We start from the raw sequence: 23,335 nt of genomic DNA, 5'->3' as shown, positions 1-23,335 counted from the left end.
CCCAGGCAGTCATGCCGGGCCTGACTCAAATCTGATTGTGGAGCTTCTAGTTTCGTTATGCGCATGCGCCTGTTGTTGCTGGGTGGTGGCAGTACGCTGGGTCGGGCGTTGATTCGCCTGGGAGCCGAAGAAGATATCGGTTTCCTCGCCCCGCGCCCGCCGGCCCAGGGTTGGGATGCCGCCAGCCTGACTCAGTTGGTCGACGATACCCGCCCTGATGCGGTGATCAACCTCGCTTACTATTTCGACTGGTTTCAGGCCTCCAAGGTCAGCGAAGAACGTTTCGCCGCCCAGGAGCGCGCCGTCGAGCGCCTGGCCGAACTCTGCCAGCACCATGACATTCGCTTGCTGCAGCCATCGAGCTACCGAGTGTTCGACGGTGCCCGGGCCACTGCCTACAACGAAAAGGACGAAACCCAGCCGCTGAGCATGCGTGGCCAGGTGCTGGTGCGCATGGAGAAGAGCGTGCGCGCCCTGTGCCCGCGTCATGTGCTGCTGCGCTTCGGCTGGATCCTCGATGACAGCCCGGACGGCCTGCTGGCGCGCTTCCTGGTGCGCGCCGAACGTGACAAGGCGCTGTTCCTGGCCGATGACCGGCGCGGCAACCCGACGCCGGTGGAAGATGCCGCGCGGGTGATTCTTGCCGTGCTCAAGCAGCTCGACTGCGCAGCGCCGCTGTGGGGCACCTACCACTACGGTGGCCACGAGGCGACCACCGCGCTGGCGCTGGGCCAGGCGATGCTCAGTGAAGCCCGCCACCTGCGCCAGAACCTGCTGGAAGAAATCTGCGGCCAGGCCCATGCCGCCAGGGGCGACGCCTCGGAAGAGCCGCAGCACGGCGTACTGGCGTGCAAGAAGATCCTTCACACCTTCGGTGTCAAGCCGCGCGCCTGGCGTGCCGGCCTGCCGAGCCTGCTGGAGCAATACTACCGCCATGTCTGATCAGCCTATCCTGGTTACCGGCGGCGCCGGTTTCATCGGCTCCAACCTGGTCGACGCCCTGCTGGCACGCGGGCATAGCGTGCGCGTGCTGGACAATCTGTCCATGGGCAAGCTGAGCAACCTGCCGCTGGACGACGAGCGCCTGAGCGTTATCGAGGGCGATGTCGCCGATGCCGCCCTGGTCAACCGCGCGGTGGCCGGTTGTAGCGCCGTGGTGCACCTGGCGGCCGTGGCCTCGGTACAGGCCTCGGTGGACGACCCGGTCAGCACCCACCAGAGCAATTTCATCGGCACCCTGAACATCTGCGAGGCCATGCGCGAGCACGGCGTGCGCCGCGTGGTGTTCGCTTCCAGCGCTGCGGTGTATGGCAACAACGGCGAAGGCGTGGCCATCGACGAAGAGACCGCCAAGGCGCCCTTGACGCCCTACGCGGCGGACAAGCTGGCCAGCGAGCACTACCTGGAATTCTATGCCCGGCAACACGGATTGGAGCCGGCGATCTTTCGCTTCTTCAACGTGTTCGGCCCGCGCCAGGATCCGTCGTCGCCGTACTCCGGGGTGATCAGCATCTTCACCCAGCGCGCCCGGCAGGGCCTGCCGATCAACGTGTTCGGTGATGGCGAACAGACCCGGGATTTCTTCTACGTTGCCGACCTGGTCGAGCTGTTGCTGCAGGCCCTGGATGCCAGGCAGCCGGCCACCGGCGCGGTGAACGTCGGCTGGAACCAGGCGGTGAGCCTCAAGCAACTGCTGGCCGAGGTCGGCGAGCTGCTCGGCGGGTTGCCGGCGGTCACTCACCTGGACGCGCGGGCCGGCGATATTCGCCATTCGCGTGCCGACAACAGCCGCCTGGCCGCCTGTTACCGCTTGCCGGCGCAGACTTCGCTGCGTGATGGGTTGGCGGCGCTGCTCAAGAGCTGAGGCGCCAAGCGCAAGGCAGCAAAAAGCCGGCGATGCCGGCTTTTTGCGTTTTTGGTGTTAGTGAGCCTAGCGCTGAACCTGTGGGAGCGCGCCGTGCGCGCGAATCGCGGGCATGGACTAGGCGTCCCCGCCCGCTCCCACAAAAAGTAGATCGCTGTCAGCCCGCTCCTCCTAACTGTCCTTCAGAACCTGTAACCCAGGCCAACCATATACACGAACGGGTCCACATCCACGTCGACCTTGGCGCGTACGCCCAGGGCGGTGTTGTCCACGTAGGCGGTGGTGTCGATGTCGATATAGCGGGCCTGGGCGTTGATCATCAGGTTGTCGGTGAGCATGTAGTCGGCACCGATCTGCCAGGCCAGGCCCCAGGAGTTCTTGGCGCGGAAGTTGTCGAAGCCGGCTGCCGAGGCGCCGCTGCCGACGTGCTCATCGTAGATCCAGGTGTAGTTGATGCCGCCGCCGACATAGGGCTGGAAGGCCGACTTGGCATCCAGCGGGTAGTACACCAGGCTCAGGGTCGGCGGCAGGTGCTTGAGGGTGCCGAGCTTGCCGTTGGCGGCATCCAGCACGGTGCCCTTGATCTTCACGTCATGCTCGAACGGCGTGGCGGCGAGCAGTTCGATGCCCAGGTGATCGCTGAGCATATAGGCGAAGTTCAGGCCCAGCTGGGTGTCGCTGCTCATGGTCGCCTTGCCGCCCAGGTCGGTGCCGGCCAGGCCGCCGCGGTCGACCTTGACCGAGGAGCTGTCCGCATCGGGGTTGACGGTGATGGCGCCAGCGCGCACGAGAATGTCTCCGGCCTGGTGCGCCTGGGCAACAGGGGCAGCCAGCGCCAGGGCGATCAGCGAGGCAGAGAACAGCGACTTGTACATGGTGAGCTCCTAACGGGTCATTCGAATCATCTCGGATGGCGTCAGGGTAGGGCGCTGGGCGGAGCGTCCCTTGACTCAGCTCAATAGCTGGCTAAGAAAGGGTGCGACGGTTTGCCGCGATGCAGGGGCTGTTGACGCTGCAGCGCGGTGCTGAAGCGTCAACCGAGCCTAGTTGGCCGGCAGTTCGTAGGGGTAGATCTTGTCGGCGGCCAACTGGTAACCGACTTCGGCCAGTTCGCTGCTGCTGTGCTCGACCTTGAGCGGGCCCTCGATCCAGAACGGCTGGTACAGCGCATCGAGCAGCACGCCCAGCTCGGTGGTGACGTGGATGATCTGGTTGGACGGCGGTGGTGGCACGTGGATGCAGGCGCCGAAGTAGGGCACCAGCAGGAATTCGGTCACGCGGCCTTCTTCGGTAACGTCCAGCGGCACGATATAACCGGGAATCTTCACCTGCTGGCCATCCATTTCCTTGACCACCGGCGCCGAGGGAAACTGCTGCAGCGAGGCCGCGCCGCCCTCGGACAATGCGTCGCCGAGCTGCGACATGTCGTGCATCGGTGTCATCTGTGGCACCTGCGGCGGCGCATCCTTGGGGATCAGCTCCTGCCAGTTCAGGGTGCGCAGTTCGGCGGCCCACAGCGGCGAGGCCAGGGTAAGGAGCAGAGCGGTAAGCAGGGCGCGACGCATGACACTACCTTTTGATTGAAAAACGAAGCCAGGCTGATCAGGCCCGGCTCCGCGCAGTCACAGCCGTATGGAGAGCCCATCGGCCAGTGACTGCCGATACGCGCGCCAGGCCGGCACGCAGCCCATCAGCAGGGCGGCCGCCAGAATAGCGCCGAGCAGCGTCCACTCATAGGGCGTCGGTGCGCTGAGCGGCAAATACAGGCCGTAGTTGGCCTGCACGTAGCCCTGGGCTCCGGCGATACCGGCATACAGCAGTGCGGTGCCTGCCACCACGCCGGCGGCCGCCAGCGAGAAGGCCTCGAGAATCAGCAGGCTGGCGACATGCCAGGGCCGCGCGCCGACCGAGCGCAGAATGGCCATTTCCCGGCGGCGCTCGTTGAGGCTGGTGAGAATCGCCGTGAGCATGCCGATCAGCCCGGTGAGCACCACGAACAGCGAGACCACGAACAGCGCCTTCTCGGCCGTGCCCATCAGGCTCCACAGCTCCTGCAGGGCCACGCCGGGCAGAATCGCCAGCAATGGCTCGCCGCGGTATTCGTTGACCTCGCGCTGTACGGCGAAGGTGGCGATCTTGCTTTTCAGGCCGAGCATCGCCGCGGTGATCGCCTTGGGTTGCAGGTCCATGTGGCGCGCCTGCTCGGCGCTGACCTTGCCGGCGCCGCGCGCCGGTACGCCGTTCTGCCAGTCGACGTGCAGCGCTTCCATGCCTTCCAGGGAGATGTGCAGGGTGCGGTCCACCGGGGTGCCAGTACGGGCGAGGATGCCGCTGACCACGAAAGGCTTGTCGTCGTGCTGCTGCAGGCTGATGGTCGCCACGCCGTGGGACAGCACCAGCTTGTCGCCGAGCTTGTAGTTCAGCGCCTGGGCCACCTCGGCGCCGAGCACCACGTCGAACAGGTCGTGGAAGCGTTCGCCCTGGGCCAACTGCAGCTGCTGGCCACGGCCGTAACGGTAGTGGTCGAAGTAGCTTTCGTTGGTGCCCATTACCCGGTAGCCGCGGTGCGAGTCACCCAGGGAAATCGGAATCGCCCAGTCGACCTGGCGGTGGGCGGCGAGCTTCTCGAAGCTGTCCCAGCGGATGTTGTTGGTGGCGTTGCCGATGCGAAACACCGAGTAGAGCAGCAGGTTGACGCTGCCGGAACGGGCGCCGACGATCAGGTCGGTACCGCTGATGGTGTTGGCGAAGCTGGCCCGGGCTTCGGTGCGTACCCGCTCCACGGCGAGCAGCAGGCACACCGACAGGGCGATGGCGAACACCGTGAGCAGGGCGGTGAAGCGGCGGTTGGCCAGGCTGGCCAGGGCGAGTCGTAACAGGAACACCTCAGACCTCCTCTGCTTTGCTGGCGCGGTTGAGCTCACTCAGCGACAGGCTGCGGTCGAACAACGCCGCCAGGCTCTGGTCGTGGCTGACGAACAGCAGGCTGGCGCCAACGTCGCGGCATTCGCCGAACAACAGTTCGAGAAACGCCTGGCGGGCATCGGCGTCGAGTGCCGAGGTCGGCTCGTCGGCGATCACCAGCTCCGGCTGGCCAATCAGCGCGCGGGCGGCGGCGACCCGTTGCTGCTGGCCGATGGACAGCGAATCGGCGCGTCGCTCCAGCAGCTCGGGGCGCAAACCCAGGTGCTCCAGCAGCTTGCCGGCGGCCTGATCGACACTGCCGTAACGCTGGGCGGCACGCTTGGCCCTCAAGGGTGAGAAGCGGCAGGGCAGCTCGACGTTGTCGCGCACGCTCAAGAAGGGCAGCAGGTTGAATTGCTGGAAGATGTAGCCGGTATGGTCGACGCGAAAGCGATCCCGGCGCGCCGCCGAGAGCGTGGCCAGGTCTTCGCCGAGCAGGCGAATGCTGCCGCGGCCGGGTTTCTGCACGCCGCCGAGCAAGCCCAGCAGGGTGGTCTTGCCGCTGCCGCTGGGGCCCTTGAGAAACAGGGTCTCACTGTGCTGCAGATGAAAATTGGGGATATCCAGGAGCTCGTCCTGGCCGGGCCAGGCGAAGCCGAGGTCGGTGAGTTCGATCAGTGCTGTGGTCATGGGGACTGCTGGCGCTGGAGGTGAAAGGGGTAAGTGTGCCAGTCCTAGGTATGGATACCGAACCGGATATGTTGCGACACGCTAAAAATGGCTTTGCCGGCGAATATGCAGCTACAAGGCAGAAGCGGAAGGCTCCCTGCGTAGGGTGGACAGCGCTCTTTTTGTCCACCATTGCGATCGCAGAGCGGTGGACGGGTGAAGCGTCGTCCACCCTACGAAGGGTGGCTCTCGTCACTTTGTTGCCACTGCAGCTAAAGCGTGAATCGGCTCTACGGTTTAGAAGCTCAGGCGCGGATTGGCCGGGGTCGACTCGACGCCCTGCTGGCCGCTCGGGCCGATCAACTGCACGTTGATTTTCTGGGTGGCCGGGAACTGCTTGTAGAAGGCCGACAGGTCAAGGGTCTTCAGCTCGCCAGGTTGCTTGCAGGTGAAGCTGTAGTCGGCGTCGATGTCGCTGTGCTCGTGGTGATGCTCGTCGCCGTCCGCATGCTCGTCGTGGTCGTGGTCGTGGTCGTGGTCGGCTTCGGCGTTGCCGAACAGCGGGCTGCGCACTTCGTTTTCACTCAGGCTGCAACCGGCGGCGGCGGGCAGGCTGAACAGGGCCAGGGGCTTTTCCAGCAGGGCGCGGGCGGCGGCGACGGTCTTCTTGTCGGCCTCGCTGCTGGCGGCATGCTCGAAACCGACGATGTTCATCGCCGGGCTTTGCAGCTCGATTTCCAGGGTGCTGCCTTCCAGCGCCACGTTCAGGGTGGCGACGCCGTGTTCGTGTTTGCCGAGGCTGCCGTGTTCATGGTCATCGTGGGCCTGGGCGGCGGCCAGGGGCAGCAGGGCGAAAGGCAGGGCAAGCAGCAGGTGGCGCATGGAAGGCTCCGGTACGGTGAGGGCTGGGATGGATTGATACGTTATAACAAATTTTTCTCCCGTGGTAGAGCCGCTTGGTTTGCCTGTCCGCCCGTGGGAGCATGGCGCATCGACTGAGGAGATAGACATGGTGCGTATTCGCGGGCGGATCGGCGACTGGCCGGTAGACCTGACGGTGGAGCTGGATCCACAGGATTGGGCGCAGTTGGCGGCGGCCGTGCCGAACCTGGCAGCGCAAAGCCCAGCGGCGGTCACGCCAGCGCCGGCTCAGGCGGATCAGGATGGCCAGTGGCAAACGGTGCTGGAGCTGTTGCGCCGCGCCGGGCGTATCGAAGGGCCGCAGTTGCTGGCGCAACTGGCAGCGCTGGCCGGCGGCGAAGTAGCCGGCAAGCGCCTGCTGGTACGCCTGCGCCATTGCGAGCAGGTGCGCATGGAAACCGGTGCCGATGCACCGGTTTATTGCTGGGTAGGGGAGGCGTAGTTCAGGTTGCCGGGGTGAGCGCGGCATGTCCGGGCGATTGCCCCGGCATCGCTGCGCTTAGCGCCAGGTTCTTAGAGCCTGTTGGTCATCTATCCGGGCATCCGCAGGGGGCAACTGCAAGGCAGAAGCAGGCATCGATGCAGTACCTGTGGGAGCGGGCCATGCCCGCGAAATCACGGGCATGGCCCGTTCCCACAAGTGGTGGCCGGCCGCTCCCGCCGTGTTGCGGGCAAAATGGATAAAGCCCGGTTGACGATCGTGAACAGGCGCTTAGTACAGTGCCTGGTAGACCCGGCGGCGGTAGGTGGTGACCAGTGGGTTGTCGTTGCCGAGCAGGTCGAACACCTGCAGCAGGGTCTGGTGTGGCAGGCCGTCGGCGTAATTACGATTACGCACGAACAGCTTCAGCAACGCATCCAGGGCCGGTTCGTACTGCTGGCGGGCGAGCTGCTGGATGGCCAGCTGGTAGGTGGCTTCGTCATCTTCGCCATTCTGTGCCAGGCGGCTCTTCAGGGTGGCGGCGTCCGGCAGGTCGGCTGCTTGGCGCAGGAAGGTGATCTGCGCGCGGGCGCCGGCGAGGGCCTGCTTGTGTTCATCACCCTTCACCGCGTCGAGCACCTGCTCGGCTTCGCTCAGCTCGCCACGTTCGGCCAGGCAGCGGGCATAGAGAATCAGCGCCGCGGCGTTCTCGTTGTTTTCCGTCAGCAATTCCTTGAGCGCCGCTTCGGCCTCGCCGATACGGCCGTCGGCGAAGGCCGTCTGGGCCATTTCCAGCAGGTCGGCCTGGGGCGCTTGCGGCTCGGCGACATGGGGTTGCAGCAGGGCGCGGATCGCCGATTCCGGCTGGGCGCCCTGGAAGCCGTCGACCGGCTGGCCGTCCTTGAACAGCACCACGGTGGGCAGGCTGCGGATGCCGAAGCGGGCGACGATTTCCTGCTCGACGTCGCAGTTCACCTTGGCCAGCAGCAGCTCGCCCTGGTAGCCCTCGGTGATCTGCGCCAGCACCGGCATCAGCGCTTTGCAGGGCGCGCACCATTCGGCCCAGAAGTCGACCAGCACCGGCGTGGTGAACGAGTTCTCGATCACCAGTTGTTCAAACTGGGCAGCGCCATTGATATCGAAGATGTAGGGGGTGTCGCTCATGGTCGGTCTCTGTCCCGGCGAAAAGTGAGTGTGGCTCTATATAGGTGTGACTATAAGTGTGGGCGCCGTTGCAAGGCTACAAGGCCTCTGCTTCGGCGTGATACAGGCTGACGTGTCGGAAGGTTTCCGGCTCGGCCAGATCAGGCCAGGTGCAGCCCTGCAACCCGGCGATACGCCGGTAGCGCGGATGGTTGAAATCGCGTACCCGTGAGTCGGCCACCAGCACTTCGCGGGCGTGCTCCAGCACGCGGTCGAGCAACGGCAGGTTGCTGCGGTCGTAGAGCACGTCGGCGACGATGGCCAGGTCATAGTCGCGGGGTTCGCTGAACAGGTCGCTGGAATACTGCAGCTGCACGTCATTGAGCGCGGCATTGGCCCGGCAGGCAGCGAGGGCCAGCGGATCCAGATCACAGGCCACCACCTGGGCGGCGCCCGCGCGGGCCGCGGCAATGGCGGCCACGCCCGAGCCTGCGCCCAGATCCAGCACCCGTTTGCCGCGTACCCACTCGGGATTACGCGCCAGCCAATCCACCAGCACTAGGCCGCTGGCCCAGCAGAAGCACCAGTAGGGTGGCTCGTCGAGAATGCGCCGGGTTTCTTCCGGGCTGAAGCAGCGGTCCATGTTCGCCGGGTCGATCAGCCACAGGCGCAGGTCGGTATCCGGCACAACGGTAGCGCTCAGTCGTGCGTCGCCGAGCAGTTCGCGCAGGGCGGCCTGCAGGTGCTGCGGTGGGCTCACAGCGCCGGGGTCACGCGGACTTCGCCAAGCGCCTGGCTTTGCGGCTCACGAATCAGCTGGTTGGGCATGTGCAGCACCAGCTTGCCGGACTGATGGACGCGCCCGCGCAGTTCCACGCGAATGCCCTGGTTGAAGTTCTCCGGGTTGAACTGCAGGCGAAACGGCAGTGGCGCGCCGGTGCCGCGCAGCTGGATATTGCCGAGCAGCTTGTGCGGCAGGCCGCGCTCGTTGATGGTCAGCAAGGCCAGCTCGACATCGGCGCCTGCCGGTACATCGAGCAGGGTGCCGGTGAGTTCACGCAGGTGAGCCGGGGTTGGCGCCGGCTGCTCGGCTTTGACGGCGGGGGTCGGCGCAGTGACGGCCGGCGGTGGTGTTTCCCCGGCGCAGGCAGCGAGCAGAGAGGCAAAGCAGAGCAGGGCGAGCGGGCGCAATGGCATCGGAGGATCCTGGCAAACGGGTAATGCCTGGATTCTCGCCATAGCCGGCGTTGAATGCAAAGGAAAGCGCCCACGCCCAGGCTGTGGTGAACGCGTAGCGAGCGAAGGTCAGGTCAAGCAAAGATCGGCGAAAAAGCGCAGTCAACCTGGTGTGAATGCGCATTTTGAGCCGGTTTTTAACCCAGCATGACCAGGCGCAGTAGTTTTCACCCAGCCTGCATCCAGGCGCTTGGCGCCGGGCGGTGCTGATGCGCTACCATGCGGGCTTTCCTGCCCGCGACAGTTTCCAGCCATGCATTGCCCGTTCTGCTCCGCCAACGACACCAAAGTCATCGATTCGCGTCTGGTCGCCGAGGGTGATCAGGTGCGCCGTCGCCGCGAGTGCCTGGCTTGCGGTGAGCGCTTCACCACCTTCGAAACCGCCGAGCTGGTGATGCCTCGGCTGATCAAGCAGGACGGCAGCCGTCAGCCCTTCGACGAGGACAAGCTGCGTGCCGGCATGCAGCGGGCGCTGGAGAAGCGCCCGGTGAGCATCGAGCGGCTGGAGGCGGCCATCGCCCATATCAAGCACCGCCTGCGTGCCACCGGCGAGCGCGAGGTCAAGTCGCTGGTGCTCGGCGAGCTGGTGATGACCGAGCTGCAGAAGCTCGACGAAGTGGCCTATATCCGCTTCGCCTCGGTGTACCGCCGCTTCCAGGACCTCAACGAATTCCGCGAGGAAATCGACCGTCTTTCCCGCGAGCCGAATCAGGATTGAGATGAGCAACAGCGACCACGCATTCATGGCGCGCGCCCTCGAGCTGGCGCGCAAGGGGCTGTATTCCACCCACCCCAACCCGCGAGTCGGCTGCGTGATCGTGCGCGATGGCAAGATCGTCGGCGAAGGCTGGCACGCCAAGGCCGGTGAGCCCCATGCCGAAGTGCATGCGCTGCGCCAGGCCGGCGACAAGGCCCGCGGCGCCACCGCCTACGTGACGTTGGAGCCGTGCAGCCATCATGGCCGCACGCCGCCGTGCGCCGATGCGCTGATCGCCGCTGGCATCACCCGCGTGGTGGCCGCCATGCAGGATCCCAATCCCGAAGTGGCGGGCCGCGGCCTGCTGCGCCTGATGAATGCCGGCATCGCCGTGCAGGGCGGCGTGCTGGAGGTCGAGGCGCGGGCGCTGAATGCCGGCTTTATCAAACGTATGGAAAGCGGCCTGCCGCTGGTGCGCGTCAAACTGGCAATGAGCCTGGATGGGCGCACCGCCATGGCCAGTGGCGAGAGCCAGTGGATCACCGGGCCGGCGGCGCGTGCCGCGGTGCAGCGCCTGCGGGCGCGATCCAGTGTGGTGCTCAGCGGCGCCGATACGCTGCTGGCCGACGCTGCGCGCCTGACCGTGCGCCCGGAAGAACTCGGCCTGGGCGCCGAGCTGACCGCTTTGGCCCAGGTTAGGCCGCCGTTGCGCGTGCTGGTCGACGGGCGCCTGCGGGTGCCGCTCAGCGCGCCGTTCTTCCAGGCCGGCCCGGCGCTGGTGGCGACCTGCGCAGCGGCGACCTCACGCTGTCGTTATCTGGATGATGGCCATGAACTGCTGGCCATGCCCGGCAGCAATGGCCATGTCGACCTGCGCAAGCTGCTGCTGGAGCTGGCCGCGCGCGGCGCCAACGAGGTATTGGTCGAAGCCGGGCCGAAGCTGGCCGGTGCCTTCGCCCGCCTTGGGCTGGTCGATGAGTACCAGCTGTTCGTCGCGCCCAAGTTCCTTGGCTCCAGTGCCCGCCCCTTGCTGGATCTGCCCCTGGCCAAGATGGCCGAAGCGCCAGCCCTGAAGATCGTCGACATGCGCGCCGTCGGTGATGACTGGCGCATCATCGCCGTGCCGGATCGCGCGAGTTGAATGCGCCGTTTGTTTGCGATCTTTCTTGGGCATGTGCGCGGTCAGCTACAAGGCAAGAGCGGTCGTTCGATTTGGTGGGCTTCAGCCGTAGGGTGGATGACGCTCTTTTCATCCACCATTGCGATCGCAGAGCGGTGGACGGATGAGGCGTCGTCCACCCTACGACAGGTCGCTCTCGCCACGGTGCAGTCAAAGCCCTGCATGAGGATTGTGAGCAGGCCCTTGGGCAGGGCCGCCGTGCGCTGGCGCGGCAAGTGTGGTAAAACGCTGTCGGCTGCGACACGTAGCCACACGTTCTCAGGGCGGGGTGTAATTCCCCACCGGCGGTAATGACGCGCAACGCGCCTAGCCCGCGAGCGCCCGGTACGGCACCAGCCGCCCGGGGTCGAGCAGATCCGGTGTGATTCCGGAGCCGACGGTATAGTCCGGATGAAGAGAGAGCGGGATTGCCTGGCCAGGCGGCCCTCCGGCTGCTGCATGTCCGTACCATCCCTATCGATCCAAGCTGCCCTGTTTTAACCATAAACAGGAGTCGAACATGTCCACCTCTAACAGCGTGCGCCGGGTTGCCTTCGTGCAGGCCTGCTGGCACCGCGAAATCGTCGATCAGTCGCGCCACGCCTTTATCGAAGAAATGCAGCGCCAGGGTTATGCGGCCAGCGAAATCGATTGCTTCGAAGTCGGCGGCGCCTTCGAAATTCCCCTGCATGCCAAGCGCCTGGCCAACAGTGGCCGCTACGCCGGCATCGTCGCTGCCGGGCTGGTGGTCGACGGCGGCATCTACCGCCACGAGTTCGTCGCCCAGGCGGTGATCGAAGGCCTGATGCAGGTGCAGCTGGAAACCGACGTGCCGGTGTTCTCGGCGGTGCTGACGCCCCATCATTTCCATGCCGGCGAAGAGCACCAGGCGTTCTTCCGCGAGCATTTCGTGGTCAAGGGCGCCGAAGCGGCGCGGACCTGTGCCGACACGCTGCGCAAGCTCAAAGAACTGCCGGTCTGACGAGGAGGCTTTATGTTCACCGGAATCATCGCATCCATCGGTAGCATCGCCGCCATCACCCCCAAGGGCGGCGATGTGCGCGTCTACGTGAAGACCGCCAAGCTCGACCTCAGTGATGTCGTGCTCGGCGACAGCATCGCGGTCAACGGCGTGTGCCTGACTGCGGTCGAGCTGCCGGGTGACGGCTTCTGGGCCGACGTCAGCCGCGAAACCCTGGCGCGCACCGCCTTCATCGATCTGCAGAGTGGCAGCCGGGTCAACCTTGAGAAAGCCCTGACGCCGACCACGCGCCTGGGTGGCCATCTGGTCAGCGGGCATGTCGACGGCGTTGGCGAGATCGTCTCCCGCGAGGAGAACGCTCGCGCCATCCAGTTCAAGGTGCGCGCACCGCGCGAGCTGGCCAAGTACATCGCCCACAAGGGCTCGATCACCGTCGACGGCACCAGCCTGACGGTGAATGCCGTGGACGGCGCCGAGTTCGAGCTGACCATCGTGCCGCACACCCTGGCCGAAACCATCATGGCCGACTACCGCGTCGGCCGTCGGGTCAACCTCGAAGTCGATCTGCTGGCCCGTTACCTGGAGCGCCTGCTGCTTGGTGACAAGGCCGCCGAGCCGAGCAGCTCGGGGCTCACCGAAGGATTTCTCGCCGAACACGGCTACCTGAAGCATTAAGGACACCGCCACCATGGCACTCAACAGTATCGAAGAGCTGGTCGAAGACATCCGCGCCGGCAAGATGGTCATCCTCATGGATGACGAAGACCGCGAGAACGAGGGCGACCTGATCATCGCCTCCGAATGCGTGACCGCCGAGCACATCAACTTCATGGCGCGCTTCGCCCGCGGCCTGATCTGCATGCCGATGACCCGTGAGCGTTGCGAAACCCTCAAGCTGCCGCTGATGGCGCCACGCAACGGTTCCGGTTTCGGCACCAAGTTCACCGTGTCCATCGAAGCGGCCGAAGGCGTCACCACCGGCATCTCGGCGGCCGACCGCGCACGTACCGTGCAGGCCGCCGCTGCGAAGAACGCGGTGGCCGAAGACATCGTCAGCCCCGGCCACATCTTCCCGCTGATGGCCCAGCCCGGCGGCGTGCTGGCCCGCGCTGGCCACACCGAGGCGGCCTGCGACCTGGCACGCATGGGCGGTTATGAGCCGAGCGGCGTGATCTGCGAGATCATGAACGACGACGGCACCATGGCCCGTCGCCCTGAGCTGGAAGAATTCGCCGCCCAGCACGGTATCAAGATCGGCACCATCGCCGACCTGATCCACTACCGCATGCTTCACGAGCGCACCGTACAGCGCATCGCCGAGCAGCCGCTGGACAGTGAGGTCGGCCAGTTCACCCTGGTGACCTACCGCGATTCGGTGGAGGGCGACGTGCACATGGCCGTGACCCTGGGCACCATCTGCGCCGAACAGCCGACCCTGGTGCGTGTGCACAACATGGACCCGATGCGCGACCTGCTGATGGTTCGCCAGCCGGGCCGCTGGAGCCTGCGCGCGGCGATGACCGAAGTGGCCGAGGCCGGCAGCGGGGTGGTGCTGTTGCTCGGCCATTCGCTGGGCGGCGACGAGGTGCTGGCGCATATCCGCGAAGCGGGTGGCACGACCACCAGCAAGGCGCCAAGCACCTACAGCACGGTCGGTGCCGGCTCGCAGATCCTGCGTGACCTGGGGGTGCGCAAGATGCGCCTGATGAGTGCGCCGATGAAGTTCAACGCGATATCCGGTTTCGACCTGGAAGTTGTAGAATACCTGCCCCCGAAATAATGGGGTGACCACCGCGGTGAGCTATTTTCAACTCATCGCCACATTTTCAGGGCCTGCCGCGGCATGCCCTGGCTCTTTAAGACAGCTCGAGAACTCGCTATGACACTCAAGACCATCGAAGGTACTTTCATCGCTCCCAAGGGCCGCTTCGCCCTGGTGGTCGGCCGCTTCAACAGCTTCGTGGTCGAAAGCCTGGTCAGTGGCGCGGTCGATGCCCTGGTTCGCCACGGTATCAGCGAAGACGACATCACCATCATCCGCGCGCCGGGTGCCTTCGAAATCCCCCTGGTTGCCCAGAAAGTCGCCCAGCAGGGTGAGTACAACGCCATCATCGCCCTGGGCGCGGTGATCCGTGGCGGCACCCCGCACTTCGAATACGTGGCTGGCGAGTGCACCAAGGGCCTGTCCCAGGTGTCCATGGAATTCGGCGTGCCGGTCGCCTTCGGCGTGCTGACCGTCGATTCCATCGAGCAGGCCATCGAGCGCTCCGGCACCAAGGCCGGCAACAAGGGCGCCGAAGCTGCCCTGTCTGCTCTGGAAATGGTCAGCCTGCTGGCGCAGTTGGAGGCCAAGTGAGCCAGAACGACAAGAAGCCGGTGAAAAAAGGCCCGAGCCCCAAGCTGCTGGCTCGCCGTCAGGCGCGTACCCTGGCCATGCAGGCGCTGTACTCCTGGCACATCGCCGGGCAGGCGCTGAACGAGATCGAAGCGCAGTTTCGCGTCGACAACGACTTCAGCGCGGTCGATGGCGCCTACTTCCACGAGATCCTCCATGGCGTGCCGCGCCAGAAGACGGAAATCGACGCCCTGTTCGAGCCGCTGCTCGATCGTCCGCTGGACGAGATCGACCCGGTGGAGCTGTCCATCCTGCGCCTGTCCACCTACGAGCTGCGTAACCGCATCGACGTGCCGTACCGCGTGGTGATCAACGAAGGCATCGAACTGGCCAAGGTGTTCGGCGCCACCGACGGCCACAAGTTCGTCAACGGCGTGCTCGACAAGCTGGCGCCGACCCTGCGCGCCGACGAAGTTCGCGACTTCAACAGCAAGCGCTGAGTGCCTTGGGCGAGTTCGAGCTGATTCGTCACTACTTCGCCGCTGCCGCCTGTGCGCAGGCGGCCGATGGGGTGGTGCTGGGAATCGGTGACGACTGCGCCCTGCTGCAGGTGCCGGCGGGTGAGCAACTGGCGGTGTCCACCGACACCCTGGTGGCCGGTGTGCATTTTCCGGCCGGCGCGCCGGGTGAGCTGCTCGGCCAGCGCGCCCTGGCCGTTGCAGTCAGTGACCTGGCCGCCATGGGCGCGACGCCCCTGGCGTTCACCCTGGCGCTGACCCTTCCCGAGGTTTGCTCCGCCTGGCTGGCCGATTTCACCGCCGGCCTGGAACGCATGGCGCGCCAATGCGGCGTGCGCCTGGTGGGCGGTGACACCACCCGCGGGCCCCTGAGCCTGACCCTTACCGTATTCGGCCGCGTGCCGGCTGGCCAGGCGCTGACCCGCGCCGGCGCGCGGCCGGGCGACCTGCTGTGTGTCGGCGGCGCGCTGGGCAATGCTGCCGGTGCGTTGTCGTTCGTGCTCGGCGAGCGGGCCGAGCAGCCGGGGAGCGCCGAGTTGCTGGCCCATTACTGGTCGCCGGCGCCGCAGCTGCAGCTTGGCCAGGCCCTGCGCGGCCTCGCCACGGCGGCGCTGGATGTCTCCGATGGCCTGCTCGCCGATTGCGGGCACATCGCTCGGGCGTCCGGCGTGGCGCTGCTCGTCGAGCAGCAGCGTCTGCCGCTGTCAGCTGCTTTGCTGGCCTGCATGGGTGAGCAAAGCGCACGTCAATTGGCGCTTGGGGGTGGCGATGACTACGTGCTTGCCTTTACCCTGCCTGCCGAGAAACTGGACGCGCTACGCGCCATGGGCCAGCCTGTACAGGTGATCGGTCGGGTCGAGGCCGGACAGGGCGTGCACCTGTTGGACGCCGAAGGCCGCGCCATCGAGCCACGCCACAGTGGCTACCAACATTTCGGAACGCACCGTGACTGATCATCCCAAGCAAGTCCCCGCCGAGTTCGTACCACCTTCGGTATGGCGCAATCCATGGCATTTCCTGGCCTTCGGCTTCGGCACCGGCACCATCGCCAAGGCACCAGGCACCTGGGGTTCGCTGGCCGCCGTGCCGTTCATCCCGCTCTGGCAGATGCTGCCGGATTGGGGCTACTGGCTGATGCTCGGCATCACCATGCTGTTTGGCACCTGGCTGTGCGGCAAGGTCGCCGAAGACCTGCGCGTGCATGACCACGAAGGCATCGTCTGGGACGAGATGGTCGGCATGTGGATCACCCTGTGGCTGGTGCCCGAAGGCTGGGGCTGGATACTGGTGGGCTTTCTGATGTTCCGCTTCTTCGACATTCTCAAGCCCTGGCCGATTCGCTGGATCGATCGCCATGTGCACGGTGGTTTCGGCATCATGCTCGATGACGTGGTGGCCGGGGTCTTTGCCTGGCTGGCCATGCAACTGCTGGTCTGGGGCTGGGCCAATGGGCTGGCCGCCAGCCTCGGCTTTGCCTGATCAGGAGGCAGATGATGCGCGGTGTGTGGCTGGCTCTGTTGTTGGCGATCGGCGTTTGCGCCCAGGCGAGCAGTGACGTGCCGCCGTCCATCCGCATGGCCAGTGACGTCTGGCTCGATCGTATCAACGCCGATGGCACGGGCCTGTCCTGGGACGTGCTGCGCAAGGTGTTCGAGCCAGCCGGCGTCAAGCTGGAGATGCAGATCGTGCCCTACACGCGATCCATCGGCCTGGTGAAACGCGGCGAAGCCGATGCCTGGGTGGCTTCCTACCAGAACGAGGTCAGCGGTGGCGTGGTGTACCCGACCTGGCATTACGACTCCGACCTGATCAGCGCCCTGAGCGTGGCCGCCAAGCCCGAGCCGGATCAGGCTGAGCTGCGCCGCTCGCGCCTGGTCTGGATGCGTGGCTACGAGTACCAGCGTTATATCCCCGGGCTCACCCACTACAACGAATTGCAACGCCGCAGCGGCATCCTGTCGATGCTCGACCAGGGCCATGCCGATTACTACATCGATGCCCGCCCCGAGGTCGAGCAGGTGCTCGCTGGCGCCGCGGACCGCGGCAAATACCGGGTTACCGACCTGTTGCGGCTGCCCCTGTACATCGGCTTTTCCGACACGCCGCGCGGGCGCGTGCTGGCTAAACTGTTCGACCAGCGCATGGCCGAGCTCGTCGAGCAGGGTGAGCTGCGCGAGGTCTTCGAGCGCTGGGGCGAGCATTACCCCTTCGAATAGCCGGGAGAGGCACGGATGCGTCGAGTGATGATGATCATGGCAGGCCTGTTGGCGGCCCCACTGCTGCTGGCGGCGCCGGCTGTTCAGGTGGTCGGGCTGTTTCCGGGCGCGGCGGTGCTGTCGGTCGATGGCCAGCGCAAGCTGGTGCGTGTCGGCCAGACCGGGCCCGGTGGCGTGCAGGTGGTCAGCGTCGACAGCCGCGGCGCGGTGTTGCGTGTGGAGGGTGTCGAGCGCAGCTACGGCCTGAGCCGCGAATACAACACCGAAGGTTTCGCGCCGCCGCAGAAACAGAGCCTCAGCATCGCCCGCAGCAATGGCGGCCACTACTGGGCCGAGGGGGCGATCAACGGCCGCGCCCAGCAGTTCCTGGTCGATACCGGGGCCACCTCGGTGGCCCTCAATGAAAACCATGCTCGCCGCCTGGGTATCGACTACCGCACCAGCGGCCAGCCGATTCAGGTCAGCACCGCCAGTGGCACGGCCAAGGGCTGGCGGGTGATGCTCGACAAGGTCAGCGTTGGTTCGCTGCAGGTGCTCGGCGTCGAGGCGGTGGTACTCGAAGGCGCCTCGCCCACCGAGGCACTGCTGGGCATGAGCTTTCTCAATCGCATCGGCTGGCGGGTCGAGAACAATCTGCTGGTGCTCGAGTCCCGCCTGTAAAACCCTGCAGCGCCGCGCCTTCAGTGCTGAGCGTCGACCGCAGCCTTTGGCTGGTCGCGGTAGAGCCGGCTGACCAGCGGGCCGATGGACAGCCCCTGCAGCAGGATCGAGGTGAGCACCACGATGTAAGTGAGGCTCAGCAACAGGTCGCGCTCCTCGCCCAGCGGCAGTGACAGGGCCAGCGCCACCGACACGCCGCCACGCAGCCCGCCCCAGGTGAGGATGCGGATCGCCCCGTGGGGCACCTGCCGGCGGCCGTCGGCGCGGCGGCGCATCACCAGCACCGCCGGGGCCACTGTCAGCAGGCGTGCCACCAGCACCGCGCCGCCGAGCACCAGGGCGGCGATGATGTGCAGCCAGGAGAACGGCAGCAGCAGCAACTCCAGGCCGATCAGGGCGAACAGCAAGGCGTTGAGGATCTCGTCGATCAGTTCCCAGAAACCGTCCACGTAGCGGCGCGTTTCATCCGACATGGCGTGCTTGCGGCCCAGGTTGCCGATGATCAGGCCGGCCACCACCATGGCGATCGGCCCCGAGACGTGCAGGCGTGATGCCAGTGCCGCACCGCCGAATACCAGCGCCAGGGTCAGCATCACCTCCACCTGGTACTGGTCGATGCTGCGCAGCATCAGTAGCACGCCATAGCCCAGCGCGGCGCCGACCAGCACGCCGCCCACCGCCTCGTGAAGAAACAGCATACCGATGGTGCCCGCATCCGGCGTGCTGCCCAGTTGCAGGATGCCGAGCAGGATGGTGAACACCACCACCGCGGTGCCGTCGTTGAACAGCGACTCGCCGACGATGGTGGTGGCCAGCGGTTTGGGCGCGCCGGCCGACTTGAGGATGCCCATCACCGCAATCGGGTCGGTGGGGGAGATCAGCGCGCCGAACAGCAGACAGTAGATGAAGTCCACGTGCCAGCCGAACAGGGCGAAGATGTAGTACGCCAGGGTGGCGATCACGCTGGTGGCGATCAGCACGCCGACGGTGGCCAGCAGGCCGATGGGCCACTTGTAGCTGCGCAGGTCATGCAGGTCCACGTGCAGGGCGCCGGCGAACAGCAGGGCCGGCAGGAACCAGGTCATCAGGATGTCGGAGAAATCGATGCGGCGGATGATCTCCTGCGCCTCCAGCTCGATCAGCGGATAGCCGAGCTGGCTCAGGCCCTGAACGACCAGCGAGAAGATCAGCGCGGTGGCCATCACACCGATGGTCGGCGGCAGGCGAATGAAGCGGTAGTTGACGTAGGTGAGCAGGGTGGTGAGGACGATGAAGGCGGCGACGAGGTCGAGCACGGGGTCTCCTTTGGCGGCTGATGTTCGCCTTCCCGGCGATCCTGGAGGCCCGATGATACCTGGCTTGTAACCGGATGTGTGGCGGTAGATGGGCGCCGATCCATGGCAGAACGATGGCAGAAATTCGGAACCGAAGCGGCGCGCCAGGGTCGAGTAACCATGGGTCGGAAGGCTGCAGGGCGCGTGCGTCCTGGCATCAAGGGCATCCTCGCAAGATGCTCCAGCCGCCGGCATTGGACGGCCGATGCGCAATGCATCCGGCCAGCTCGACCCGCCAACGGCGGTCGTTAACTGGAGTCGACATATGCTGAAAAGCTTCGGCAAGGTGCTGCTGGGCGCTGTTGCGCTGGTCGCAGTACTGGCCTTGCTGGTCCACTGGATCACCCCGGCGGTGCTCGCACAGCACCGCGAAGACCTCATCTACTACCTGCAGGCGCACCTGTACCTGGTGTTCGTGTCGATGCTGGCGGCCCTGGCGGTCGGCATTCCGGCCGGCATCCTGCTCAGCCGGCCCGGCCGCGAGCACAGCGCCGAACGCTTCATGCAGGTATTCAACGTCGGCAACACGGTACCGCCGCTGGCGGTGCTGGCCATTGCCCTGTCGGTGGTCGGCATTGGCAATGGTCCGGCGATCCTCGCGCTGTTTCTCGCCTCGCTGCTGCCCATCGTGCGCAACACCTACGAAGGGCTGCGCAACGTGCCGGGTTCGCTCAAGGAGGCCGCCACCGGCATCGGCATGACGCCGCGCCAGGCGCTCTGGCGGGTGGAACTGCCCAATGCGGTGCCGATCATCGTCGGTGGCATTCGCGTGGCGCTGGCGCTGAACGTCGGTACCGCACCGCTGGTGTTTCTGATCGGCGCCAACAGCCTCGGCAGCCTGATCTTCCCCGCCATCGCCCTGGAGAACCAGCCGCTGCTGATTCTCGGCGCCGCCGCCACGGCCTTGCTGGCGCTGCTGCTCGATGGCCTGGTGGCCGCCACCAGCCGCTTCTGGTTCGAGCGTGGGGTGGCCCGTTGAAGGAAACCATGATGAAGTTTTTCGTTTTGTGCTTCGGCCTGCTGCTGGCGGCGACCAGCCAGGCCGCGGAAATTCGTATCGGTGCCAAGGTGTTCACCGAGCAGGTGATCCTTTCCGAACTCACGGCCCAATACCTGCGGCCCCACGGCTACCAGGCGCGCATCGTCGGCAACCTGGGCAGCACCATCGCCTGGAACGCCATGAAGAGCGGCCAGCTGGACCTGACCTGGGAGTACACCGGCACCTCGCTGGTGGCCTACAACAAGGTCACCGAGCGCCTCGACAAGGAGGCTGCCTACCAGCGCGTCAAGGAGCTGGACGCCAAGAGCGGGGCGATCTGGCTGGCGCCGTCGCGGTTCAACAACACCTATGCGCTGGCGCTGCCGGAAAAGGTCGCTGAGGAAAATCCCGACATCCACACCATCAGTGACCTGGCCGGGGCCCTGAAAAAGCCCGGCAAAGGTAGCCGCCTGTTGGCCCTGGATATCGAGTTCGCCAACCGCTCAGACGGCCTCGACGGGTTGGTCAAGGAGTACGGCCTGAGCTTCACCCGTAACGAGATCCGCCAGATGGATCCGGGCCTGGTGTATACGGCGCTGCGCAACGACCAGGTGTTCGTCGGCCTGGTGTACACCACCGATGGCCGCCTGGACTCCTTCGGCCTGCGCCTGCTCGAGGATGACCGCAAGTACTTCCCGGATTACACCGCCGCACCCGTGGTCAACGCCGACTACCTCAAGCAGCACCCGGAGCTGGAAGCGCTGCTCAAGCCACTCGCCGAGCGCCTGGACGATGCCACCATGCGTCGCCTCAATGCCCGCGTCGACGTGGATCGCGAAACCCCTGCGGCAGTAGCGGCCGATTTCCTGCGTCAGGAAAAACTGATCGGGGAGGGCAACTGACATGGATTTCATGACCGCTTTCCAGCATATCGACTGGGCGCAAGTCGCCAGCCTGACCGGTGAACACGTCGCCCTGGTGGGCATCGCCGTGGGCCTGGCGATCCTCATCGGCGTGCCGCTGGGCATCCTGATGACCCGCTTCCCCTGGCTCGCCGGGCCGCTGCAGGGCCTGGCCACCGTGGTGCTGACCCTGCCGGCCATCGCCCTGTTCGGCCTGCTGCTGCCCTTCTACTCGCAATTCGGCCAGGGCCTCGGCCCGTTGCCGGCGGTGACCGCGGTGTTCCTGTATTCGCTGTTGCCGATCCTGCGCAACACCTACCTGGCACTGACCAGCGTCGAGCCGGGCATTCGCGAAGCCGGCAAGGGCATTGGCATGAGCTTCTGGCAGCGCCTGCGCATGGTCGACCTGCCGATTGCCGTACCGGTGATCCTGGCCGGGGTGCGCACCGCCGTGGTGATGAACATCGGGGTGATGACCATCGCCGCGACCATCGGCGCCGGCGGCCTTGGCGTGCTGATTCTCACCGCCATCAGCCGTAGCGACATGGCCACCCTTTTCGTTGGCGCGGTGCTGGTGAGCCTGCTCGCCATCGTCGCCGACCTGTTTTTGCAGTGGCTGCAGAAAACGCTCACTCCCCGTGGCCTGAAAGCCGCCCACTGAGGACTCGAAGATGATTCAGCTCGATAAATTGACCAAGAGATTCCAGCAGAAAGGCAAGGACGTAGTGGCTGTCAACGAAGTCAGCCTGACCGTCGACGAAGGCCATATCTGCGTATTCCTCGGCCCCTCCGGCTGCGGCAAGAGCACCACCCTGAAGATGATCAACCGGCTGATCACGCCGACCTCCGGGCGGGTGCTGATCAATGGCGAGGACACCACCGGCATCGACGAAGTAACCCTGCGCCGCAACATCGGCTACGTGATCCAGCAGATCGGTCTGTTCCCCAACATGACCATCGAGGAAAACATCACCGTGGTGCCCAAACTGCTCGGCTGGGACAAGAAGCGCTGCCACGAGCGGGCCATGGAACTGATGAGCATGGTGCAGCTGGAGCCCAAGCAGTACCTGTCGCGTTACCCGCGCGAACTGTCCGGCGGCCAGCAGCAGCGTATCGGGGTGATCCGCGCCCTGGCTGCCGACGCGCCGGTATTGCTGATGGACGAACCCTTCGGTGCGGTCGACCCGGTCAACCGCGACGCCATCCAGAACGAGTTCTTCCAGATGCAGCGGGCGCTGAACAAGACCGTGATCATGGTCAGCCACGACATCGACGAGGCCATCAAGCTGGGCGACAAGATCGCCATCTTCAAGGACGGCACGCTGCTCCAGTTCGACCACCCGGACACCCTGCTGGCGCACCCGGCGGACGATTTCGTCAGCGGCTTCGTCGGCCAGGACAGCACCCTCAAGCGCCTGCTGCTGATCCGTGCCGAAGACGCCGCCGACGATGCGCCATCGGTACTGGCCGAGACCAGCATCGCCGATGCCGTGGAACTGATGGAAGAGCATGACCGCCGCCACCTGGTGGTCACCGATGCCAACAAGAAGGCCCTGGGCTACGTTCGCCGTCGCGACATGCGCGGCCAGGGCGGCTCGGTGCAACCCTTCGTGCAACCGTTCAACGCCACCGCCGCCCACGATGAACACCTGCGCATCCTGCTGTCGCGCATGTACGAGTTCAACCGCTCGTGGCTGCCGGTGCTCAGCGCCGACAACGACTTTCTCGGTGAAGTCACCCAGGAATCCATCGCCGATTACCTGAGCTCCGGGCGCTCGCGGGGCAAGAGCAGCATCGTCTCGCCGGCCGAGCAGATCGCCAGCTGAAGGTTTGCCCGAAGCCGGTCATGTGTGGCCGGCTTCGGGCGTACCCGTGCTCGCTCAGGCCTGCTCGAAGATCACATAGACCTTGCGGCAGGGCTCCAGCACTTCCCAGGTGCCGGCGAAGCCGGCCGGAATCACGAAGCGGTCACCGGCGCGCACGGTCTTGGCGTTGCCATCGTTGTCACGCAGTACCGATACGCCCTGGAGGATTTCGCAATACTCGTGCTCGGTGTAGCTGACCGTCCACTGGCCGACCGCGCCCTCCCAGATGCCCGTATTGAACTGTCCGCACGGGCTGGCGTAGTGGTTACGCACCTGCTGCTGCGGGTCACCCTTGAGGATCTTTTCGGCCGCCGGGCGGTAGCTCTCGGTGCTGCCTGCGCCCTGGGCGAAATCGACGATCTGCTGGATATTCATATGCGCTTTCCTGGTCAACGTGAACGTACGTCGATCCTGCCACGGCCGTTGCAGGTCGGGGGCGGCGCGGCGTAACGAGTTGTTCGAGTCTATGTTTAAAAAAACGAACGCAGCAAGGGCGTTTAGCCACCAACTGTCAAGAATATTGAAAATTC

Annotated in this window: 28 protein-coding genes and 1 riboswitch; of the genes, 18 read left to right on the top strand and 10 right to left on the bottom strand. The window is 65.5% G+C overall.

Going from position 1 to position 23,335, the window contains the following annotated elements:
• Positions 1–57: 57 nt before the first annotated feature.
• Together QYS36_RS17775 and QYS36_RS17770 are read left to right on the top strand one after the other, a co-directional pair.
• On the top strand, positions 58–942 hold the full coding sequence (locus QYS36_RS17775) for a sugar nucleotide-binding protein (RefSeq protein ID WP_308840744.1): 885 nt from the start codon (positions 58–60) through the stop codon (positions 940–942).
• Complete coding sequence (locus tag QYS36_RS17770) at positions 935–1,864, top strand: NAD-dependent epimerase/dehydratase family protein (RefSeq protein WP_308840743.1); 930 nt, start codon at positions 935–937, stop codon at positions 1,862–1,864. Before QYS36_RS17775 ends, QYS36_RS17770 begins: the two co-directional genes overlap by 8 nt.
• 182 nt (positions 1,865–2,046) lie before the next feature.
• Here QYS36_RS17770 and QYS36_RS17765 read toward each other — a convergent pair whose 3' ends face one another.
• From QYS36_RS17765 to QYS36_RS17745, 5 genes are all read right to left on the bottom strand, one after another.
• Positions 2,047–2,739: an OmpW family outer membrane protein gene (locus QYS36_RS17765; RefSeq protein ID WP_308840742.1), complete on the bottom strand. Its 693-nt coding sequence runs from the start codon at positions 2,737–2,739 to the stop codon at positions 2,047–2,049.
• 168 nt (positions 2,740–2,907) lie between these two features.
• Entirely contained in the window at positions 2,908–3,429 is a 522-nt protein-coding gene (locus QYS36_RS17760; RefSeq protein WP_308840741.1) for a DUF3299 domain-containing protein, read from the bottom strand.
• Positions 3,430–3,486: 57 nt separating this feature from the next.
• Positions 3,487–4,749 carry an ABC transporter permease gene (locus tag QYS36_RS17755; RefSeq protein WP_308840740.1) on the bottom strand — a complete coding sequence of 421 codons (1,263 nt, stop codon included), beginning with the start codon at positions 4,747–4,749 and terminating at the stop codon, positions 3,487–3,489.
• Between the two features lies 1 nt (position 4,750).
• The gene (locus QYS36_RS17750) at positions 4,751–5,458 is read right to left on the bottom strand and encodes an ABC transporter ATP-binding protein (RefSeq protein ID WP_308840739.1); all 708 of its coding nucleotides are present in this window, start codon (positions 5,456–5,458) and stop codon (positions 4,751–4,753) included.
• A 276-nt stretch (positions 5,459–5,734) separates the two neighbouring features.
• Entirely contained in the window at positions 5,735–6,319 is a 585-nt protein-coding gene (locus tag QYS36_RS17745; protein WP_308840738.1) for a DUF2796 domain-containing protein, read from the bottom strand.
• Positions 6,320–6,446: 127 nt separating this feature from the next.
• Between QYS36_RS17745 and QYS36_RS17740 the strand changes: the two genes are divergently transcribed.
• Entirely contained in the window at positions 6,447–6,800 is a 354-nt protein-coding gene (locus QYS36_RS17740; RefSeq protein ID WP_308840737.1) for a hypothetical protein, read from the top strand.
• A gap of 270 nt (positions 6,801–7,070) precedes the next feature.
• Here the strand turns inward: QYS36_RS17740 and trxA are convergent, their stop codons facing one another.
• The 3 genes from trxA to QYS36_RS17725 all read right to left on the bottom strand — a co-directional run bounded on the left by trxA (position 7,071) and on the right by QYS36_RS17725 (position 9,119).
• Positions 7,071–7,943 (bottom strand): thioredoxin, encoded by an 873-nt coding sequence (trxA, locus tag QYS36_RS17735; protein ID WP_308840736.1) that lies wholly within the window; start codon positions 7,941–7,943, stop codon positions 7,071–7,073.
• 76 nt (positions 7,944–8,019) lie between these two features.
• Complete coding sequence (locus QYS36_RS17730) at positions 8,020–8,682, bottom strand: 50S ribosomal protein L11 methyltransferase (RefSeq protein ID WP_308840735.1); 663 nt, start codon at positions 8,680–8,682, stop codon at positions 8,020–8,022.
• Entirely contained in the window at positions 8,679–9,119 is a 441-nt protein-coding gene (locus QYS36_RS17725) for a YbaY family lipoprotein (protein ID WP_308840734.1), read from the bottom strand. Before QYS36_RS17725 ends, QYS36_RS17730 begins: the two co-directional genes overlap by 4 nt.
• Positions 9,120–9,411: 292 nt before the next feature.
• Between QYS36_RS17725 and nrdR the strand changes: the two genes are divergently transcribed.
• The 11 genes from nrdR (at position 9,412) to QYS36_RS17670 (ending at position 17,725) form a co-directional block, all read left to right on the top strand.
• Entirely contained in the window at positions 9,412–9,876 is a 465-nt protein-coding gene (gene nrdR / locus QYS36_RS17720) for a transcriptional regulator NrdR (RefSeq protein WP_070887146.1), read from the top strand.
• Between the two features lies 1 nt (position 9,877).
• The gene (gene ribD / locus QYS36_RS17715) at positions 9,878–10,996 is read left to right on the top strand and encodes a bifunctional diaminohydroxyphosphoribosylaminopyrimidine deaminase/5-amino-6-(5-phosphoribosylamino)uracil reductase RibD (RefSeq protein WP_308840733.1); all 1,119 of its coding nucleotides are present in this window, start codon (positions 9,878–9,880) and stop codon (positions 10,994–10,996) included.
• A 289-nt stretch (positions 10,997–11,285) separates the two neighbouring features.
• A riboswitch (FMN riboswitch) is annotated at positions 11,286–11,442 on the top strand.
• A gap of 92 nt (positions 11,443–11,534) precedes the next feature.
• On the top strand, positions 11,535–11,996 hold the full coding sequence (locus tag QYS36_RS17710; RefSeq protein WP_308840732.1) for a 6,7-dimethyl-8-ribityllumazine synthase: 462 nt from the start codon (positions 11,535–11,537) through the stop codon (positions 11,994–11,996).
• Positions 11,997–12,008: 12 nt separating this feature from the next.
• Entirely contained in the window at positions 12,009–12,671 is a 663-nt protein-coding gene (locus QYS36_RS17705) for a riboflavin synthase (RefSeq protein WP_308840731.1), read from the top strand.
• A 13-nt stretch (positions 12,672–12,684) separates the two neighbouring features.
• The gene (ribBA, locus tag QYS36_RS17700) at positions 12,685–13,776 is read left to right on the top strand and encodes a bifunctional 3,4-dihydroxy-2-butanone-4-phosphate synthase/GTP cyclohydrolase II (protein ID WP_308840730.1); all 1,092 of its coding nucleotides are present in this window, start codon (positions 12,685–12,687) and stop codon (positions 13,774–13,776) included.
• A 99-nt stretch (positions 13,777–13,875) separates the two neighbouring features.
• The gene (gene ribE, locus QYS36_RS17695; protein WP_074890035.1) at positions 13,876–14,352 is read left to right on the top strand and encodes a 6,7-dimethyl-8-ribityllumazine synthase; all 477 of its coding nucleotides are present in this window, start codon (positions 13,876–13,878) and stop codon (positions 14,350–14,352) included.
• A complete protein-coding gene (gene nusB, locus QYS36_RS17690; RefSeq protein ID WP_308840729.1) occupies positions 14,349–14,831 on the top strand; it encodes a transcription antitermination factor NusB in 483 nt (160 codons plus the stop codon). Before ribE ends, nusB begins: the two co-directional genes overlap by 4 nt.
• Before the next feature lie 5 nt (positions 14,832–14,836).
• Positions 14,837–15,802: a thiamine-phosphate kinase gene (gene thiL, locus QYS36_RS17685; protein WP_308840728.1), complete on the top strand. Its 966-nt coding sequence runs from the start codon at positions 14,837–14,839 to the stop codon at positions 15,800–15,802.
• The gene (locus tag QYS36_RS17680) at positions 15,795–16,328 is read left to right on the top strand and encodes a phosphatidylglycerophosphatase A (RefSeq protein WP_308840727.1); all 534 of its coding nucleotides are present in this window, start codon (positions 15,795–15,797) and stop codon (positions 16,326–16,328) included. The genes thiL and QYS36_RS17680 overlap by 8 nt, the downstream gene beginning before the upstream one ends.
• Positions 16,329–16,342: 14 nt before the next feature.
• The gene (locus tag QYS36_RS17675; protein WP_308840759.1) at positions 16,343–17,065 is read left to right on the top strand and encodes a transporter substrate-binding domain-containing protein; all 723 of its coding nucleotides are present in this window, start codon (positions 16,343–16,345) and stop codon (positions 17,063–17,065) included.
• A 15-nt stretch (positions 17,066–17,080) separates the two neighbouring features.
• On the top strand, positions 17,081–17,725 hold the full coding sequence (locus QYS36_RS17670; protein WP_308840726.1) for a TIGR02281 family clan AA aspartic protease: 645 nt from the start codon (positions 17,081–17,083) through the stop codon (positions 17,723–17,725).
• Positions 17,726–17,745: 20 nt separating this feature from the next.
• Here the strand turns inward: QYS36_RS17670 and QYS36_RS17665 are convergent, their stop codons facing one another.
• Positions 17,746–19,020, bottom strand: a complete 1,275-nt coding sequence (locus QYS36_RS17665; protein ID WP_308840725.1) for a sodium:proton antiporter — start codon at positions 19,018–19,020, stop codon at positions 17,746–17,748.
• Between the two features lie 304 nt (positions 19,021–19,324).
• On the opposite strand from QYS36_RS17665, the gene QYS36_RS17660 reads away from it, so the two are divergent.
• The 4 genes from QYS36_RS17660 to QYS36_RS17645 are packed head-to-tail and all read left to right on the top strand — an operon-like array spanning position 19,325 to position 22,766.
• Positions 19,325–20,038 carry an ABC transporter permease gene (locus tag QYS36_RS17660; protein ID WP_308840724.1) on the top strand — a complete coding sequence of 238 codons (714 nt, stop codon included), beginning with the start codon at positions 19,325–19,327 and terminating at the stop codon, positions 20,036–20,038.
• An 11-nt stretch (positions 20,039–20,049) separates the two neighbouring features.
• Positions 20,050–20,940: a glycine betaine ABC transporter substrate-binding protein gene (locus tag QYS36_RS17655; protein ID WP_308840723.1), complete on the top strand. Its 891-nt coding sequence runs from the start codon at positions 20,050–20,052 to the stop codon at positions 20,938–20,940.
• 1 nt (position 20,941) lies between these two features.
• On the top strand, positions 20,942–21,601 hold the full coding sequence (locus QYS36_RS17650) for an ABC transporter permease (protein WP_308840722.1): 660 nt from the start codon (positions 20,942–20,944) through the stop codon (positions 21,599–21,601).
• Between the two features lie 10 nt (positions 21,602–21,611).
• Positions 21,612–22,766 (top strand): ABC transporter ATP-binding protein, encoded by a 1,155-nt coding sequence (locus QYS36_RS17645; RefSeq protein ID WP_308840721.1) that lies wholly within the window; start codon positions 21,612–21,614, stop codon positions 22,764–22,766.
• Between the two features lie 54 nt (positions 22,767–22,820).
• On the opposite strand, the gene QYS36_RS17640 is transcribed toward QYS36_RS17645, so the two are convergent.
• On the bottom strand, positions 22,821–23,180 hold the full coding sequence (locus QYS36_RS17640) for a cupin domain-containing protein (RefSeq protein WP_308840720.1): 360 nt from the start codon (positions 23,178–23,180) through the stop codon (positions 22,821–22,823).
• Between the last annotated feature and the right edge of the window lie 155 nt (positions 23,181–23,335).

Origin of the sequence: Pseudomonas sp. G34, assembly GCF_031119625.1 — a bacterium.
Lineage (GTDB): Bacteria > Pseudomonadota > Gammaproteobacteria > Pseudomonadales > Pseudomonadaceae > Aquipseudomonas.
The sequence above is the reverse complement of the archived record's forward strand: the minus strand, read 5'-3'. Positions and strand labels throughout refer to the sequence as shown.

Excerpts from the sequence above, each read along its gene's own strand:
- QYS36_RS17710 (WP_308840732.1), top strand. The coding sequence starts at position 11,535 with ATGTCCACCTCTAACAGCGTGCGCCGGGTTGCCTTCGTGCAGGCCTGC.
- ribD (WP_308840733.1), top strand. The coding sequence starts at position 9,878 with ATGAGCAACAGCGACCACGCATTCATGGCGCGCGCCCTCGAGCTGGCG.
- QYS36_RS17740 (WP_308840737.1), top strand. The coding sequence starts at position 6,447 with ATGGTGCGTATTCGCGGGCGGATCGGCGACTGGCCGGTAGACCTGACG.
- QYS36_RS17775 (WP_308840744.1), top strand. The coding sequence starts at position 58 with ATGCGCATGCGCCTGTTGTTGCTGGGTGGTGGCAGTACGCTGGGTCGG.
- QYS36_RS17705 (WP_308840731.1), top strand. The coding sequence starts at position 12,009 with ATGTTCACCGGAATCATCGCATCCATCGGTAGCATCGCCGCCATCACC.
- QYS36_RS17750 (WP_308840739.1), bottom strand. The coding sequence starts at position 5,458 with ATGACCACAGCACTGATCGAACTCACCGACCTCGGCTTCGCCTGGCCC.
- QYS36_RS17765 (WP_308840742.1), bottom strand. The coding sequence starts at position 2,739 with ATGTACAAGTCGCTGTTCTCTGCCTCGCTGATCGCCCTGGCGCTGGCT.
- QYS36_RS17660 (WP_308840724.1), top strand. The coding sequence starts at position 19,325 with ATGCTGAAAAGCTTCGGCAAGGTGCTGCTGGGCGCTGTTGCGCTGGTC.
- QYS36_RS17640 (WP_308840720.1), bottom strand. The coding sequence starts at position 23,180 with ATGAATATCCAGCAGATCGTCGATTTCGCCCAGGGCGCAGGCAGCACC.
- QYS36_RS17670 (WP_308840726.1), top strand. The coding sequence starts at position 17,081 with ATGCGTCGAGTGATGATGATCATGGCAGGCCTGTTGGCGGCCCCACTG.
- QYS36_RS17645 (WP_308840721.1), top strand. The coding sequence starts at position 21,612 with ATGATTCAGCTCGATAAATTGACCAAGAGATTCCAGCAGAAAGGCAAG.
- QYS36_RS17745 (WP_308840738.1), bottom strand. The coding sequence starts at position 6,319 with ATGCGCCACCTGCTGCTTGCCCTGCCTTTCGCCCTGCTGCCCCTGGCC.
- QYS36_RS17725 (WP_308840734.1), bottom strand. The coding sequence starts at position 9,119 with ATGCCATTGCGCCCGCTCGCCCTGCTCTGCTTTGCCTCTCTGCTCGCT.
- trxA (WP_308840736.1), bottom strand. The coding sequence starts at position 7,943 with ATGAGCGACACCCCCTACATCTTCGATATCAATGGCGCTGCCCAGTTT.
- QYS36_RS17655 (WP_308840723.1), top strand. The coding sequence starts at position 20,050 with ATGAAGTTTTTCGTTTTGTGCTTCGGCCTGCTGCTGGCGGCGACCAGC.
- nrdR (WP_070887146.1), top strand. The coding sequence starts at position 9,412 with ATGCATTGCCCGTTCTGCTCCGCCAACGACACCAAAGTCATCGATTCG.
- QYS36_RS17675 (WP_308840759.1), top strand. The coding sequence starts at position 16,343 with ATGCGCGGTGTGTGGCTGGCTCTGTTGTTGGCGATCGGCGTTTGCGCC.
- ribE (WP_074890035.1), top strand. The coding sequence starts at position 13,876 with ATGACACTCAAGACCATCGAAGGTACTTTCATCGCTCCCAAGGGCCGC.
- QYS36_RS17760 (WP_308840741.1), bottom strand. The coding sequence starts at position 3,429 with ATGCGTCGCGCCCTGCTTACCGCTCTGCTCCTTACCCTGGCCTCGCCG.
- QYS36_RS17650 (WP_308840722.1), top strand. The coding sequence starts at position 20,942 with ATGGATTTCATGACCGCTTTCCAGCATATCGACTGGGCGCAAGTCGCC.
- ribBA (WP_308840730.1), top strand. The coding sequence starts at position 12,685 with ATGGCACTCAACAGTATCGAAGAGCTGGTCGAAGACATCCGCGCCGGC.
- QYS36_RS17770 (WP_308840743.1), top strand. The coding sequence starts at position 935 with ATGTCTGATCAGCCTATCCTGGTTACCGGCGGCGCCGGTTTCATCGGC.